This window comes from Nonomuraea sp. CA-143628, from assembly GCF_050942315.1.
GTDB lineage: Bacteria > Actinomycetota > Actinomycetes > Streptosporangiales > Streptosporangiaceae > Nonomuraea.
The window spans coordinates 6,287,598-6,301,227 of the sequence record NZ_CP192072.1 but is presented as its reverse complement, the minus strand read 5'-3'; the positions used below and the strand labels follow the sequence as shown (position 1 = coordinate 6,301,227).

Below are 13,630 nucleotides of genomic sequence, written 5' to 3'. Positions count from 1 at the left end.
ACCTAGCTCCTCGAAACCGGACATGCCTCTCCATCAGCGTTGATCATCAGGTAACCGCAGCCGCGGCGTCCGGGACGAAGGTCTCCGGCCTGCGCGGCGGGCGCCGGTAGCCGGTGGCGGGCGGGCGGTGCGGGATCTTCAGCTCCGCCCGCCGCACCTCCTCATAGGGGATCGTGGACAGCAGGTGCGCGATCATGTTGATCCTGGCCCGCCGCTTGTCCTCGCTCTCCACGTCGTACCACGGCGCCTCAGGGATGTCGGTGTGCACCAGCATCTCGTCCTTGGCTCTGGAGTAGTCCTCCCAGCGATTGATCGACTCCAGGTCCATCGGCGACAGCTTCCACTGCCGCATCGGATCCTTCAGCCGGGCGTGGAAGCGCCGCTCCTGCTCCTCGTCGCTCACCGAGAACCAGTACTTGCGCAGCAGGATCCCGTCCTCCACCAGCAACCGTTCAAAGATCGGACACTGGTGCAGGAATCGCGTGTATTCCTCCTGGGTGCAGAACCCCATCACCCGCTCGACGCCCGCGCGGTTGTACCAGCTGCGGTCGAACAGCACGATCTCTCCAGCGGCGGGCAGCTGCTCGATGTAGCGCTGGAAGTACCATTGCGACCGCTCACGCTCGGTCGGTGCCGGGAGCGCGGCGATGCGCGCCACGCGCGGGTTGAGGTATTCGGCGACGCGCTTGATCGTGCTCCCCTTTCCCGCCGCGTCCCTCCCCTCGAAGATCACGACCACCCGCCGGCCTCGCACGCGCACCCACTCCTGCAGCTTCACCAGCTCTCCTTGCAGGCGGAAGAGCTCCTTCTCGTACGCCTTGCGCGGCAGTCTCTTCGTCATCGGGCTTCCTCGGCGGACGGTCCGAGCGGCACCGGTCGCGCGGCGGAGCGCCGCCTGGCCGTGGCACGCACCGCGGTCAAAGTCAGCGCAAGCGTCAGCACCGACACTCCGGCCAGCAGGGCCAGGCCCACCCCGTAGGAGCCGAACAGGCCGTAGACGAACCCCATCTCCACCGGCGGCACGAACCCGCCCAGCCCACCGGCCGCGCCGACCAGGCCCGTGACCGAGCCGACCTTGTCGGCCGGGGCCGCCACCGCGACCAGGGCGAAGGTGGCCCCGCTGCCGGCGCCGAGCGCCGCGGCCATGGTCAGGAACGCGACCGTGCCCAGCATCATCAGCGGCGGGGTGAACGCCAGGACCGTGGCGCAGAGCGCGACGACGGCGAACACGGCGGCCAGGACGCGAATCGGCCCGATCCGGTCCGACAGCCAGCCGCCGACGGGACGCGCCGCGACCGCCAGGATCACGAACCCGGCCATCCGGTCGGCCGCGTCGGCCTGCTCCAGGCCGTAGGCCGACCGCAGGTAGACCGGCAGGTAGACGGAGAAGGCGACGTACCCGCCGAAGGTCACCGCGTACAGCACGCAGGCCTGCCAGGTGATCGGCAGGCGCACGGCCGCGGCCAGCCGCGCCATGATCGACTCGGCGGGCGCCGTACGGCCCGGCGCGTCCCGCAGCACGAACCAGGCGACTACGGCGTAGACGGCGAGCACGGCCGCCGTGAGCAGGAACGGAGTGGCCGAGCCGCCGGTCCTGACCAGCTTGACCGTGGTCAGCGCGCTGATCGCGGTGCCGCCCATCCCCATGCCGAAGACACCGACGGCCAGGCCACGGCGCTCGGGCGGGAACCAGGCGCTGACGAAGGGCACACCCACCGCGAACACCGTCCCGCCGATGCCCAGGAAGAACCCGCCGACCAGCAGCGCCACCAGCGAGCCGTGCCCGGCCAGGCCGATGAACAGCACCGGCACGATGGTGGCCGCCGAGATCAGCGGGAACATCACCCGGCCGCCGAACCGGTCGGTCAGCGCCCCGACGGGGATGCGGCCCAGCGAGCCGACGACCACCGGGACCGCGACCAGCAGCGCCTGCTGGGCAGCCGACAGTCCCAGCAGTTCCTTGAAGCGCGGGCCCAGCGGGCTGAGCAGCGCCCACGCCCAGAAGTTCACCGCGAATCCCACGGTCGCCACCGCCAGCATCAGCGCCGGCCGACGGGTATCGCCGCGTAGGACTGCTCGGTCGGTCCTCATCTCACCCGTTCCTGTCATATTCACCGGCTGCCACCTGCAGTTTTTGCCCTGCCTCATCCCCTCGCATCCCACAGCAGCAGCTCCATGCCTTCTAGGGGCGAAAGTCCTGCCTATTGAGTGCTTTGGTCTTCACTCGCTTTTGGGACTTTGGCCTCTATTCCGTGGTTGGCCTGGCCGGTTAGCGTCGGAGCATGATTCGGGTGTTCCTCGTTGACGATCACGAAGTGGTACGGCGCGGCGTGGCCGCCCTGCTGGACTCCGAGGAGGACATAGAGGTGATCGGCGAGGCCGGGACCGCGGAGTCGGCGATCGCGCGCATCGCGGCGCTCAGGCCGGACGTGGCGGTGCTGGACGTACGGCTGCCCGACGGTAACGGCGTGGACGTGTGCCGCGAGGCCCGGTCCGGGCTGCCCGGGCTGGCCTGCCTGATGCTGACCTCCTACGCCGACGACGACGCGCTGTTCGAGGCGGTGATGGCGGGCGCCGCCGGTTACGTGCTCAAGCAGATCCACGGCTCCGACCTGGTCGGCGCCGTGCGTACGGTCGCCTCCGGCCAGTCACTGCTCGATCCGCAGACCACCGCCGCCATGCTGACGCGGCTTCGGGAACAGGCCGCCAGGAGGGACCCCCTGGCGGCGCTGTCGGAGCAGGAGCGCAACATCCTCGACCTGATCGGCGAGGGGCTGACCAACCGGCAGATCGGCGAGCGGATGTTCCTGGCCGAGAAGACGGTCAAGAACTACGTGTCCAATCTGCTGTCCAAGCTCGACCTGCAGCGCCGTACCCAGGCGGCGGCACTCTCGGCGCGGCTGCGGACGGATCGGCGAGACTGACGGCCCGAGGCTCCGGGCAGTCGGTCACGTCGTGATCCTCGGAGCGCCCACCACGGCCACCGGACAGCGAGCCCGGTGCAGGACACCGTGGCTGACCGACCCGAGCGCCGCCGCGGCGAAGCCGCCCAGTCCGCGCGATCCGACCACCACGAGCGCCGCCCTCTCGGACGCCCTGGCCAGGGCGGGGATCGGATGCCCCGGGACGATCGACTCGATCATCTCGACGTCGACGTACTTCTCGCGCCACGGTGCCAGGCGCAGCCGGATCTCCGCCTCCTCCTCGCCCGGCGTCCCGCACAGGAGCGGGCCGTACCCCGTGGGCTGCGGAGCGAGCATCGGTGTCCGCCGGGCGTACACGGCACGAACCAGCGTGCGCCGCGCCCTGGCCTGTTCCAGGGCGTATTCCAGCGCCGACTCCGCGAACGGGGAGCCGTCGAAGCCGACCACGATCTCCGCGTGACCGCCGGGGCCGGGCATCCGGACGACGACCACCGGGCTACGCGCGTGCCCGGCCAGGCCGAGCCCGACCGAACCCAGCACCAGCCCGGCGAAGCCGCCGAGCCCTCTGCTGCCCACCACCACGCTGTCGGCCGTCTCCGACTCGCTCTTCAGCCGCTCGATCACCGCGCCCATGACCACGGCCGTCGAGACCTCCAGCTCGGGCATGAGTCTCCGCACCTGGTCGGCGGCCGTCTCGAGCACGTACGCGCACCGCTCGGTCAGCGTCTGCCGGTCACTGGCCGCGGTGGGCGGATGCTCGGCCGCCCAAGGTTCGCGCACGAGCACGATCCGCAGCGGAAGTCCCCTGCGGGAGGCGTCGTCGGCGGCCCAGCCGAGCGCCGATCCGGCCGATGGCGAGCCGTCCACGCCGACCACGATCGTCCTGCTCATCGCCGGCCCCCGTGGTCGGCGAGTCGCCGTTCATGCCCTCTCCGGGTGCGGCCGTACGACCGCGACCGGGCACGTGGCGTGGTGCAGCACGGCGCGGCTGACCGAGCCCAGCACCGCCGAGGCGAAGCCGCCCAGCCCACGCGACCCGACGACGACCAGGTCGGCCGTGGTCGAGGCCTTGATCAGGGCGCCGGCCGGGTGCTCGCACAGGTTCTCGTCGGTGATCTCGATGTCGGGGTACTTGTCGCGCCAAGGGCTCACCCGTTCGCCGGCCGCATGGACCTCGTGCTGGAAGGCGTTGTCCAGCAGCTTGTCGTAGGCGGCCGCGTACGGGGAGAACATCGGCAGTTGCCAGGCATACAGGACGTGCAGCCGCGTGTGGCGGGCGCGGGCCTGCTCAATGGCGTACTGCATGGCGAAGTCGGAGTCCTCGGACCCGTCATAGCCGACGACGATCCGGCCGTGCTCTCCCTGGCCGGGCCCGCGGACGATCACCACCGGACCCCACGCGTGCCCCGCGACGGCGGTGCCGACCGAGCCGAGCAGCATGCCGCTGAAACCGCCGAGTCCTCTGCTGCCCAGCACCAGGCTGTCAGCCGACGCCGACTCGCCGATCAGCTGGTCGACCAGGTTGCCGGTGCGCAGTTCCGTCGTCACCTCCACGCCGCCCGCCAGCTCACGCGCCCGGTCGGCGGCGGCATCCAGCGTGCCCGCGCAGTACTCGGCGCTGAACGCGGCGAGCCCGTACGGCCACGGCTCGCAGACATGCACGATCCGCAGGGCCAATCCCCTGCGCCGCGCGTCGGCGGCGGCCCACCGCACCGCCGCTGTCGACGGCTCGGATCCGTCCACGCCGACCACGATCCGTCTGGTCATCACGCATCCCCTCCCTGAACGGCCCTTCCCTGAACGGCCCTTCCCTGAACGGTCCCATCCCTGAACCGTCCCCTTCCCGAACCAGAACCTCAGCTCCAGCCTCGCGAAACAGGCGGCCGACCACAGGGGGCCGAAGTCCCGAATACGAGTGCCATTGGTCCCGCAGTGGACCAATCCCCAGAATTCGCCTCCTTGACAAGATCACGCCCCAACGTAGATCGTTTCGCGGAAGAAGACTCATTCCTCGCAGGGCCGACCGTGGAAGAGCGCCATGAAGATGATCATCGGTGGGTTCGTATTGGCGGCGGTGGCGGGCGCCCTGTGGGCGCGAAGGCGCTACGTGGTGGTCACGGTCGAGGGGACGAGCATGGCCCCGACGCTCTCCGACGGAGATCTGGTCCTGGTACGCAGGCGCCGCATCGACCAGGTCACCACGGGCGACGTGGTCGTGCTCGAACCGCCGCTCACCGCTGCGGGGCTCGGGCCGCCGGGACGGGACGGCCGGCACTGGAACATCAAGCGCGCCGTCGCGTTACCCGGCGACCCCGTTCCCCCGGGGATCGGGGACGGCGTGGCCCGGGTGCCCGCCGGCGCGCTGGTCGTCCTGGGTGACAACATCGACAGCGTCGACTCCCGGCAGCGCGGGTTCTTCGACGCCGGCCGCCTGCTCGGTGTGGCGCTGCGCCGGTTGGGCGGGCCACCGCTGTAAAGCGGGTACATCGTGCGGTTTCGACTTCTCGGGCCGATGCGGATCCAGGTCAACGGATCGCCGGTCAGGATCACAGCGCCCAAGCAACGTACCGTTCTCGCCATGCTGCTGGCCCGGGCGGGTCACGTCGTACCGATCAGGTCCTTGGTGGCGGAGGTGTGGGACGAGCGGCCGCCCCGCTCCGCGGTGGCGAACCTGCGTACGTACCTCATGCAGTTGCGCAAGCTGCTGCCGGATGAGGAGCGGCTGGTCACCTCCGACGTCGGCTACCTGCTGCGGGCCGGACCGGAGGAGCTCGACCTCCTGGAGTTCGAGGCGCTGTCCGCGCGCGGCCGCCAGGCGCTGGCCAAGCGCGACACGAGCGCCGCCGAGGATGCCTTCACCCAGGCCCTGGCCCTGTGGGAGGGGACGGCGGCGGAGGACGTGCCGCTCGGGCCCACGCTGCGCGAGGTGGTCGCCCGCCTCACCAACCACTACCTGGGTGTGGTGGAGGAACACGCCGACATCCAGCTCGCCCTCGGCAGGAACGAGCTCGCGGCCGCGCGGTTGCGCGAGGTGATCCGCCAGTATCCGCTGCGCGAGCGGCTGCACGGTCAGCTCATGACGGCCCTCTACCGCTGCGGCGACGTGGTCGGCGCGCTGGACGCGTTCGGGGCCGCCCGACGGGTGCTGGCCGACGAGCTGGGCATCGATCCCGGGCCGGACCTGCGCCTGCTGCAGCAGGCGATCCTGCGCAGGGACACCGCCCTGCTGGCGGCCGACCGTGACACCGCGTCCGTGCCCGTCGAGGACGGGCGCCCGCGCCCACGCCTGCTTCCCCGGGCGCCCCTGGTGTTCGTGGGCCGCTCGGCCGAGCGGGCTCACCTGCGCAGCGTCCTGTACGGCACGGCGAGCCCGCCTGTGGTGGCGTTGCACGGTCCCGGTGGGGCGGGCAAGTCGGCGCTCGCCCTGACGGTGGCGCACGGCGTGGCCGACCGGTATCCCGATGGCCAGCTGTATGTGGATCTCCAGGGATCCACGCCGGGCCTGCCACCGTTGCGGCCGGCCGAGGTGCTCGGCCGTTTCCTGCGCGCGCTCGGAGTGCCGCCCGGCGACGTACCGGCGGCACCGGCGGAGGCGGCCACCCACTACCAGTCGCTGCTGGCCGACCGCCGTGTCCTGGTCGTCCTCGACAACGCCGTCGGCGCCGCCCAGGTGGCCCCGTTGCTGCCGGCGGGCGGCGGCTGCGCGGCGCTGGTCACCAGCCGTGCCGCGCTGACCACCATGGACGCCGTGCCCATCGCCGTCGGCATGCTCGACGAGGTGGAGTCGGTGCGCCTGCTGAGGTTGCTGGCCGGTCCCGAGCGGGTGAGCGCCGAGGCGGAAGCGGCCGCGGAGATCGCCCGCTGGTGCGGCTTCCATCCGCTGGCCCTGCGCATCGCCGGTGCCCGGCTGGCGGGCCGGCCCGACTGGTCGCTGGCCCGCTTCGGCGAGCGGCTGGGCGACCAGCGACGGCGGCTGGACGAGCTCCAGGCCGCCGACCTGCGGGTACGAACCTGCTTCGAGGTCGGGTACGGGACGCTGACCAGCACCGCGAAGGCGGTCTTCCGTGCCTTCGGCGTGCTGGAGGTGCCCGAGGCCGGCGTCGAGCTCACCGCCGCGCTGGCCGACGTCGACCAGACGACGGCGGAGGCCGCGCTAGACGAGCTGACCGAGGCCCGGCTGCTGGAGCCGGTCGGCGACGGCCGGTTCCGCATGCACGACCTGCTGCGGCTGTTCGCCACAGAGCTGGCCGCCGCCCATGACGCGCCGCGAGAGCGTACGCGGGCGCTCGGACGGGCCCTGGAGTGGTACCTCGATCGCCTCCGACGGCTGCAGGCCCTGCTGCAACCGCACCTGATTCCCGCCGGCGAGGGCGAGCACGCCTCCGACATGGGCCTGCCGGATCTCGCCGCGGCCGTACGGTGGCTGGAGACGGACCTGCCGTGCCTGGTGACGGCGGCCGTACAGGCGGCGAAAAGTGAGCAGGGCGGCTTCGTCATCGAGCTGACGGCCCTGATCAAGGCCATCGCGATGAAGAGCGGCTACTGGCGGGAGCTCGAGACCATCGCACGGCTCGCCATCGAGGTCGCGCGGCGTGCGGGCGACCACGTCGCGGAGGCGGCCACGCTGGCGACCCTGGGGCTGCTGGAGTGGAAGTCCGACCGGCCCGAAGCGGCCCACGCCCTCCTGCGACGGGCGCTCGACCTCTGGCGGGCCGTGGGCGAGCGCGGTGAGGAAGGGCTGGCGCTGCACAATCTCGGCTGGCTGTGCATGCGGACCGGAGATCTCGACGCGGCCCTCGACCACATCGGCGCGGGCCTGCTGCTGCTGGAGACGTACCGGCCGAACCGGGTCGGGCTGGTCTCGCACAACCTGGGCGAGGTGCTGCTCCGGCTGGGCCGCCACACCGAGGCGGTGGACCGCTTCGAACGGTGCCTGGCCATCCGGTGGGCCGATCGCGACCTGTACGGCGAGAGCATCACGCTGGCCGCGCTCGGCCGCGCCCACTGCCTGCTCGACCAGCGCGACAAGGCACTGGCGGTACTGGCGGAGGCACTGGCCCGCTGCGAGGCGACCGGCAACCGGGAGGACCAGTGGGAGGTGCTGCTCAGCAGGTCCGAGATCCATCTGCGGCAGGGCGATCCGGCCGCGGCGGTGGCCGACCTGACCCGCGTCCTGGAGCTGACCACCAAGATCGGCGACGCGTACGGCCACGCCGCCTGCGTCCGGCAGCTCGCCAGAGCACGCGCGGCCCTCGGCGACCCACGTGCCGCGGCGGACGCCGGCAAGGCCGCGGGACTGTTCGCCGATCCCGCGACGCGCTGCGATCCGGTGCTGGAACGGCTGCTCACCGCCCGGCTGTAGCGCGGCTGTATGGGGTGCTGTATGCCGCCCGAATAGGTTTCGGCTAACCGCATCGCTACGAAAGGAACGAGTCCATGACTGCTGTTCTTGGCCGGCTCGGCGACCGGATTCTCGGCAAGCTGGTGCCCAAGGCGTCCGCGAAGGCGGCCGCCGAGTGGTACGTCCACTGCTACTGCCGGGAGCGCTCCGACTTCCGCAAGATCTGCACCACCGCCGGCGGCACGACCCGATGCGGCGCCTGCTACGCGTTCAGAGTCTGCGGCGGCTAAGTAGGACACGCAGGTCTGGCGGCGGCGGCCACCCGCCGCCAGACCCCGGCTCGCTTGAAGTGAGGTTGTTGCCTGATGGCTTTCCTGGTTGCCGCTGTCGTGTTCCTCGCCCTCCTGTGCCTGTTCAGCCTGGTGCTCAACCTGGGGGTGCTCCGCCGGCTCCGCGAGCACACCGCTGAGCTGGAACGCCTGGCCGGACACGCGATGCTGATGCCGTACGATCCCGGCGTCCTGGTCGGTCGCACGCTGCCCGAGGCGGCGGCGGGCGCGCGGCTGGTCGGCTTCTTCGACGTCGGCTGTAGCACCTGTCACGAGCGCGCACCGCGGTTCGCCGAGGAGGCGGGCAAGCAGCCCGCCCTGGCGGTCATCACCGGCGATGGCGCGAAGGTGGCCGATCTCGTCACCGTGGTCGGCGGCGTGTCGAGCGTGATCACGGGCGATGAGGCCGGCAGTCTCGCGCACGCCCTCGGCGTGGAGGCCTTCCCCACCTTCCTCCGGGCCGACCAGGAGGGCAGAGTGCTGGCCGCGGACACGGAACTCACCGCCATGGCGACCATCGGATGATGCCGGACCGGCTGCGGCGGGCCGCCACCCTGGGGTTGCTGTGCTGGCGGGCGGGACCTGCGCTGGCGGTGTCCCAGCTGGTGGTCACCGTCGTGGCCGGGCTGCTGCCCACGGGCGCCCTGTGGGCGACGAAGCTGCTCATCGACGGGCTGGCGACGGGCCTCGCGGAACGGGCGCTGGGCCCGGTCTCCGGGCTCGTCGCGCTGGGGCTGGCCTCCGGGGTGCTGCCGCACGTCACGGGATACCTGCGGGGCGAGTCGGACCGCCGGCTCGACCTGTTGCTGCAGGACCGCCTGTACACGAAGGTGAACGAGTTCCAAGGGCTGTCACGCTTCGAGGACCCGGTCTTCCTCGACGAATTGCGGATGGCCACGCAGGCGACGGGCGGCGCGATGGGGCCGATCACCTCGGGCCTGTTCGATCTCTGCCGCAACGTCATCTCCCTGGCCGGGCTCCTCGGCGCCCTGGCCGTGCTGAGCCCGCTGATGGCCGGGCTGGTGGCGGTCGCGGCGCTGCCCACCCTCGCCGCCAGGATGTCCCTGGAGAAGCGGCGCACCAGGATGCTCGCCGGGCAGTCGGCGGCGGCCCGCCGGCAGATCTTCTACTCCTCCTTGCTCACCGACGTGGAAGCCGCCAAGGAAGTACGGCTCTTCGGGCTCGGCGACTTCCTCAGCCGCCGGGTCATCGGCGAGCTCACCACGATGCAGAGCGCCGAGCGGCGCCTCGACCGGCGCGAAGCGCTCACGCAGTCGTCGCTGGCGACCCTGTCCGCCCTGGTCAGCGGCATCGGCTTGGTCTGGGCGGTGTACTCGGCCCTGTCCGGGCGGCTGACCCTGGGCGACGTCACGGCCTTCGCCGGCGCGGTGGCCGGCACCCAGGCCGCCCTCATCGCGACCGTGGAGAACGCGGCCAACGCCGGCCACTCACTGCTCCTGTTCGACCACCACGAGCGGGTGATGTCACTCTCCGACGACCTCCCGCCACCGCACAACCCGGCCGCGCTGCCGGCCCTGCGGCGCGGCATCGAACTGCGTGACGTGTGGTTCCGGTACGCCGAGGGCCACCCCTGGGTGCTGCGCGGCGTCGACCTGACCATCCCCCACGGCGCGTCGGTCGCGTTGATCGGGCTCAACGGAGCCGGCAAGAGCACGCTGATCAAACTGCTGTGCCGCTTCTACGATCCCTCCCGTGGGGCGATCCTCTGGGATGGCGTGGACATTCGCGACGTACCGCCGGCCGACCTCCGCGCCCGGATGGGCGTGCTCTTCCAGGACTACATGAGCTACGACCTCACCGCGGCGGAGAACATCGGCGTCGGCGAGATCGAGGCTATGTCCGACCGGAGCAGGATCCAGGCCGCCGCCGAGATGTCCGGAGCCGACCAGATCGTACGGGCCCTGCCGCACGGGTACGACACGATGCTGAGCCGGATCTTCTTCGGACCGGAGGACGAGGCCGGAGTGGTGCTGTCCGGAGGGCAGTGGCAACGGCTGGCCCTGGCGCGCGCGCTCGTCCGCGAACAGCGTGACCTGCTCATCCTCGACGAACCCAGCTCGGGACTCGACGCGGAGGCCGAATACGAGGTGCACCGGCGGCTGCGTGAGCACCGGGCGGGCCGTACCAGCCTGCTCGTCTCACACCGGCTCGGCGCCGTGCGGGACGCCGACCTCATCGTGGTGCTCGGCGACGGGCGGATCGTCGAGCGGGGCACCCACGACGACCTCATGGCCGCGGACAGCGGCTACGCGCGGCTGTTCGAGACCCAGGCCAGCGGCTACCGCGTCGAGGCGTAGCGCCCACCCGGGCCGCTTCAGTCGCTCTCGATCCGTCCCAGCGGCTCAGGATCGTCCACCAGCGCGGTGCGCGCCGCGAGCCAGCTCGGGTCTTCGGGGTAGAAGACGTGGCGAAGGTAGGCCCAGGTGAGCCGCTGGATCAGGGCGACACGTCCGGGGTGCTCGTCCGTCGTCTCCGCGACGTCGTACCCGGAGACTCCGCCGAGCGAGTGCTCCGCCCCGAACAGCGTGAGCAGGCTCTTACCCCCCGGACTCAAGAAGTAGGGGTCGGTGAACCACTCCGGCCCTCGGGCGGTCAGGTGGGACTGGTCCCGGTCCCCCGCGACCACGAGGGCCGGTGTGGTCATATCCGCGAAGCTCGGATTCATGAAGGGGAAATGCTCGGCCGCGAACGGACTCAGCTCGGCTCCGCCCCGGCCGGGCGTGGCGAGCAGCACCCCCGCCTTGATCCGGGAGTCGGACATGTCCTCTCCCGGTTCGCCCTCGGGATCGAGGACCCGCGCACCCAGCAGCATGCTCGCCGTCTGGCCGCCCCAGGAGTGCCCGGCCGCGGCGATGCGGCCGCGGTCGAGCCGCCCGCCGAGACCGGGTACGGCGGCTTCGAGGAGATCGAGCTGGTCGAGGACGCGCTTCATGTCCTCGACCCGGTAACGCCAGATCAGCGGAGTACGGGGATCTTCTGGCGGCAGGCTCAGCGTCCGCGAGTCGAGATGGGTGGGTTGAATCACCACGAAGCCGTGAGCGGCCCAGAAGTCGGCCAGCGGGACGTAGCCGTCCGACGACCAGCCGAAGCCGTGCGAGAAGACGATGACCGGCAGTTCGCGCTCGGCCGCGGACACGCGCCCGCGACCGTGCACATGTCCGGGCCCGGCCGCAGGCGCGGACACGCGCACCCGCAGGTCCTCGCCACGGCCCGGGGCCGACAGCACCACCGGCTTCACCGAGACGACCGGGGTGGGCACGCTGACGGCCACGTCCGCGGCCAACGTGTCTGTTTCGATCATGATTGACGGCTCCTTCAGTGGTCTTTGGTAATGAGCTGGTCGGCGACCCACCGTGCGACGTCGGCGGGATAGGGCGCCGACAACCCGAGGACGATGTGCCGGAAACCGGCGTCGACCGCTTCGCCGATCGCGTCCCGGGTGGTGCCGGGCTGGTCGTAGGAGACGGGCAGGTGGATCGAGCGGGTGATCGAGGCGGGGTCGCGGCCGATCTCGGCGCAGTAGCGGTCCAGCAGCGCGCTGCGGCTGACGACGTCATCGATGTCGCCGCCGGGGATGTTCCACAGGTCGGCGTGCTCGGCGACCACGCGCAGCGTCGCGGACGAACGTCCGCCGATGAGGATCGGCGGGTGGGGGCGCTGGACCGGCTTGGGGTTGCCGAACGCGTTGGTGACCTGGACGTACGTGCCGTGGAAGTCGAACGGTTCGGTCTCGGTCCACAACCGCCTGATCACCGTGCACGCTTCGGCGAGGCCGCCCACGGCGTGGGCGGTGTCGTGGTAGGGCAGGCCGTGCGCTTCGTACTCGCGCCGGGCCCAGGGCACGCTGGGTCGTGAGCCGACACCGATGCCGAAGTCGAGGCGTCCGCCGGAGACGATGTCGACGGTCGTGGCGATCTTGGCCAGCATGGCGGGCGGTCGGATGCGGTTGCTGGTCACGAGCACGCCGAGCCGCAGCCGTCGGGTCTGTGCGGCGAGGGCCGAGAGCAGCGTCCAGCCCTCGTAGATCGTTCCGTTCGGGTCGCCGAAGATGGGCAGGAGGTGGTCGAACAGCCACGCGTGTTCGATCTCGGGGATCGTGTCCGCCTCGCGCCAGACCCGCAGGACGTCGTGGTAGTCGACCTGCGACGGGGCGGTCATGATCCCGAAGCGAGGCCGGGTGGTATGCGGCATTGAGGACTTTGTTCCTTTCGACACTAGCGGAGGTTAAACGGAACAGGTTTCCGATATGCGCGGCCAGCGCCCATCGCATCGACTTACTCGCATTCCACTGCGACCCCGGGCATAGGTGTGATGCGATGGTGATGCGTGGGTTGGCCGTGGGTCGGCGCTCTGGCATCATAGGTAAACGGAATCCTGTTCCGATCAATATAGGGAACACGGTTCCGTTTCGCAAGCCAGCAGCGGAGGGAACGTTACGGTGAACGAAGGCGCGGGCTCCCGCAAGCGGGCCGATGCCCGGCGCAACGAGAGGACGCTGCTCGACGCCGCCGCGGCCGTCTTCGTGACCTCGGGCGTCGAGGCGCCGGTGCGCGACATCGCGGCCAGGGCGGGAGTCGGGGTGGCCACGATCTACCGCCACTTCCCGACCCGGGCGGATCTCATCATCGCCGTCTACCGGCACCAGGTCGAGGCCTGCGCCGAGGCCGGTCCAGCCCTGCTGGCGGCCGTCGCAAGTCCTTACGCCGCGCTGGGGCGATGGATCAACCTGTTCGTCGACTTCCTGGTCACCAAGCACGGGCTCGCCGCCGTACTCCGCTCCGACGACGCCGGCTTCGACGCGCTGCACGCCTACTTCCTCGACCGGCTCGTACCCGTGTGCGGCCAACTGCTCCAGGCCGCGGCCGCCGCCGGCGAGATCCGCTCCGACGTCGACGCACTGGAGCTCATGCGCGGCGTCGGGAACCTCTGCATCGGCGCGGAGAACGATCCCCGCTACGACGCGCGGCGGCTGGTCGAATTCCTCATCGCGGGACTCCGCCTACCGCGCTAGCGAC

The 13,630-nt window shown here is 71.1% G+C and carries 13 protein-coding genes; 7 read left to right on the top strand and 6 right to left on the bottom strand.

The window, feature by feature from the left end; translation table 11 throughout:
* Positions 1–46: 46 nt before the first annotated feature.
* Together ppk2 and ACQP2T_RS28805 are read right to left on the bottom strand one after the other, a co-directional pair.
* Positions 47–841, bottom strand: a complete 795-nt coding sequence (gene ppk2 / locus ACQP2T_RS28810) for a polyphosphate kinase 2 (RefSeq protein WP_433519171.1) — start codon at positions 839–841, stop codon at positions 47–49.
* Positions 838–2,091, bottom strand: coding sequence for an MFS transporter (locus tag ACQP2T_RS28805; RefSeq protein ID WP_433519170.1), 1,254 nt, complete (start codon positions 2,089–2,091; stop codon positions 838–840). Before ACQP2T_RS28805 ends, ppk2 begins: the two co-directional genes overlap by 4 nt.
* Before the next feature lie 191 nt (positions 2,092–2,282).
* Between ACQP2T_RS28805 and ACQP2T_RS28800 the strand changes: the two genes are divergently transcribed.
* Complete coding sequence (locus ACQP2T_RS28800; protein WP_433519169.1) at positions 2,283–2,924, top strand: response regulator; 642 nt, start codon at positions 2,283–2,285, stop codon at positions 2,922–2,924.
* Between the two features lie 24 nt (positions 2,925–2,948).
* On the opposite strand, the gene ACQP2T_RS28795 is transcribed toward ACQP2T_RS28800, so the two are convergent.
* Positions 2,949–3,815: a universal stress protein gene (locus ACQP2T_RS28795; protein WP_433519168.1), complete on the bottom strand. Its 867-nt coding sequence runs from the start codon at positions 3,813–3,815 to the stop codon at positions 2,949–2,951.
* 30 nt (positions 3,816–3,845) lie between these two features.
* Positions 3,846–4,691, bottom strand: coding sequence for a universal stress protein (locus tag ACQP2T_RS28790; RefSeq protein ID WP_433519167.1), 846 nt, complete (start codon positions 4,689–4,691; stop codon positions 3,846–3,848).
* 271 nt (positions 4,692–4,962) lie between these two features.
* On the opposite strand from ACQP2T_RS28790, the gene ACQP2T_RS28785 reads away from it, so the two are divergent.
* The 5 genes from ACQP2T_RS28785 (at position 4,963) to ACQP2T_RS28765 (ending at position 10,912) form a co-directional block, all read left to right on the top strand.
* Positions 4,963–5,400, top strand: a complete 438-nt coding sequence (locus ACQP2T_RS28785; RefSeq protein ID WP_433519166.1) for a S26 family signal peptidase — start codon at positions 4,963–4,965, stop codon at positions 5,398–5,400.
* 12 nt (positions 5,401–5,412) lie between these two features.
* Positions 5,413–8,286 carry a BTAD domain-containing putative transcriptional regulator gene (locus tag ACQP2T_RS28780; RefSeq protein ID WP_433519165.1) on the top strand — a complete coding sequence of 958 codons (2,874 nt, stop codon included), beginning with the start codon at positions 5,413–5,415 and terminating at the stop codon, positions 8,284–8,286.
* Positions 8,287–8,360: 74 nt separating this feature from the next.
* Positions 8,361–8,555 (top strand): hypothetical protein, encoded by a 195-nt coding sequence (locus tag ACQP2T_RS28775; RefSeq protein ID WP_357960560.1) that lies wholly within the window; start codon positions 8,361–8,363, stop codon positions 8,553–8,555.
* A gap of 75 nt (positions 8,556–8,630) precedes the next feature.
* The gene (locus tag ACQP2T_RS28770) at positions 8,631–9,119 is read left to right on the top strand and encodes a hypothetical protein (protein ID WP_433519164.1); all 489 of its coding nucleotides are present in this window, start codon (positions 8,631–8,633) and stop codon (positions 9,117–9,119) included.
* Positions 9,116–10,912 carry an ABC transporter ATP-binding protein gene (locus ACQP2T_RS28765; RefSeq protein WP_433519163.1) on the top strand — a complete coding sequence of 599 codons (1,797 nt, stop codon included), beginning with the start codon at positions 9,116–9,118 and terminating at the stop codon, positions 10,910–10,912. The genes ACQP2T_RS28770 and ACQP2T_RS28765 overlap by 4 nt, the downstream gene beginning before the upstream one ends.
* A gap of 17 nt (positions 10,913–10,929) precedes the next feature.
* On the opposite strand, the gene ACQP2T_RS28760 is transcribed toward ACQP2T_RS28765, so the two are convergent.
* Positions 10,930–11,916 (bottom strand): alpha/beta hydrolase family protein, encoded by a 987-nt coding sequence (locus ACQP2T_RS28760; RefSeq protein WP_433519162.1) that lies wholly within the window; start codon positions 11,914–11,916, stop codon positions 10,930–10,932.
* A 14-nt stretch (positions 11,917–11,930) separates the two neighbouring features.
* Entirely contained in the window at positions 11,931–12,773 is an 843-nt protein-coding gene (locus ACQP2T_RS28755; protein ID WP_433519161.1) for an LLM class flavin-dependent oxidoreductase, read from the bottom strand.
* A 280-nt stretch (positions 12,774–13,053) separates the two neighbouring features.
* Here ACQP2T_RS28755 and ACQP2T_RS28750 point away from each other — a divergent pair, with 280 nt between their 5' ends.
* The gene (locus tag ACQP2T_RS28750) at positions 13,054–13,626 is read left to right on the top strand and encodes a TetR/AcrR family transcriptional regulator (RefSeq protein WP_433519160.1); all 573 of its coding nucleotides are present in this window, start codon (positions 13,054–13,056) and stop codon (positions 13,624–13,626) included.
* Positions 13,627–13,630: the final 4 nt, after the last annotated feature.

Bases quoted from the DNA above. Each gene is read 5' to 3' on its own strand.
- ppk2 (WP_433519171.1), bottom strand. From the start codon at position 841: ATGACGAAGAGACTGCCGCGCAAGGCGTACGAGAAGGAGCTCTTCCGC.
- ACQP2T_RS28805 (WP_433519170.1), bottom strand. From the start codon at position 2,091: ATGAGGACCGACCGAGCAGTCCTACGCGGCGATACCCGTCGGCCGGCG.
- ACQP2T_RS28800 (WP_433519169.1), top strand. From the start codon at position 2,283: ATGATTCGGGTGTTCCTCGTTGACGATCACGAAGTGGTACGGCGCGGC.
- ACQP2T_RS28795 (WP_433519168.1), bottom strand. From the start codon at position 3,815: ATGAGCAGGACGATCGTGGTCGGCGTGGACGGCTCGCCATCGGCCGGA.
- ACQP2T_RS28790 (WP_433519167.1), bottom strand. From the start codon at position 4,691: ATGACCAGACGGATCGTGGTCGGCGTGGACGGATCCGAGCCGTCGACA.
- ACQP2T_RS28785 (WP_433519166.1), top strand. From the start codon at position 4,963: ATGAAGATGATCATCGGTGGGTTCGTATTGGCGGCGGTGGCGGGCGCC.
- ACQP2T_RS28775 (WP_357960560.1), top strand. From the start codon at position 8,361: ATGACTGCTGTTCTTGGCCGGCTCGGCGACCGGATTCTCGGCAAGCTG.
- ACQP2T_RS28770 (WP_433519164.1), top strand. From the start codon at position 8,631: ATGGCTTTCCTGGTTGCCGCTGTCGTGTTCCTCGCCCTCCTGTGCCTG.
- ACQP2T_RS28765 (WP_433519163.1), top strand. From the start codon at position 9,116: ATGATGCCGGACCGGCTGCGGCGGGCCGCCACCCTGGGGTTGCTGTGC.
- ACQP2T_RS28760 (WP_433519162.1), bottom strand. From the start codon at position 11,916: ATGATCGAAACAGACACGTTGGCCGCGGACGTGGCCGTCAGCGTGCCC.
- ACQP2T_RS28755 (WP_433519161.1), bottom strand. From the start codon at position 12,773: ATGACCGCCCCGTCGCAGGTCGACTACCACGACGTCCTGCGGGTCTGG.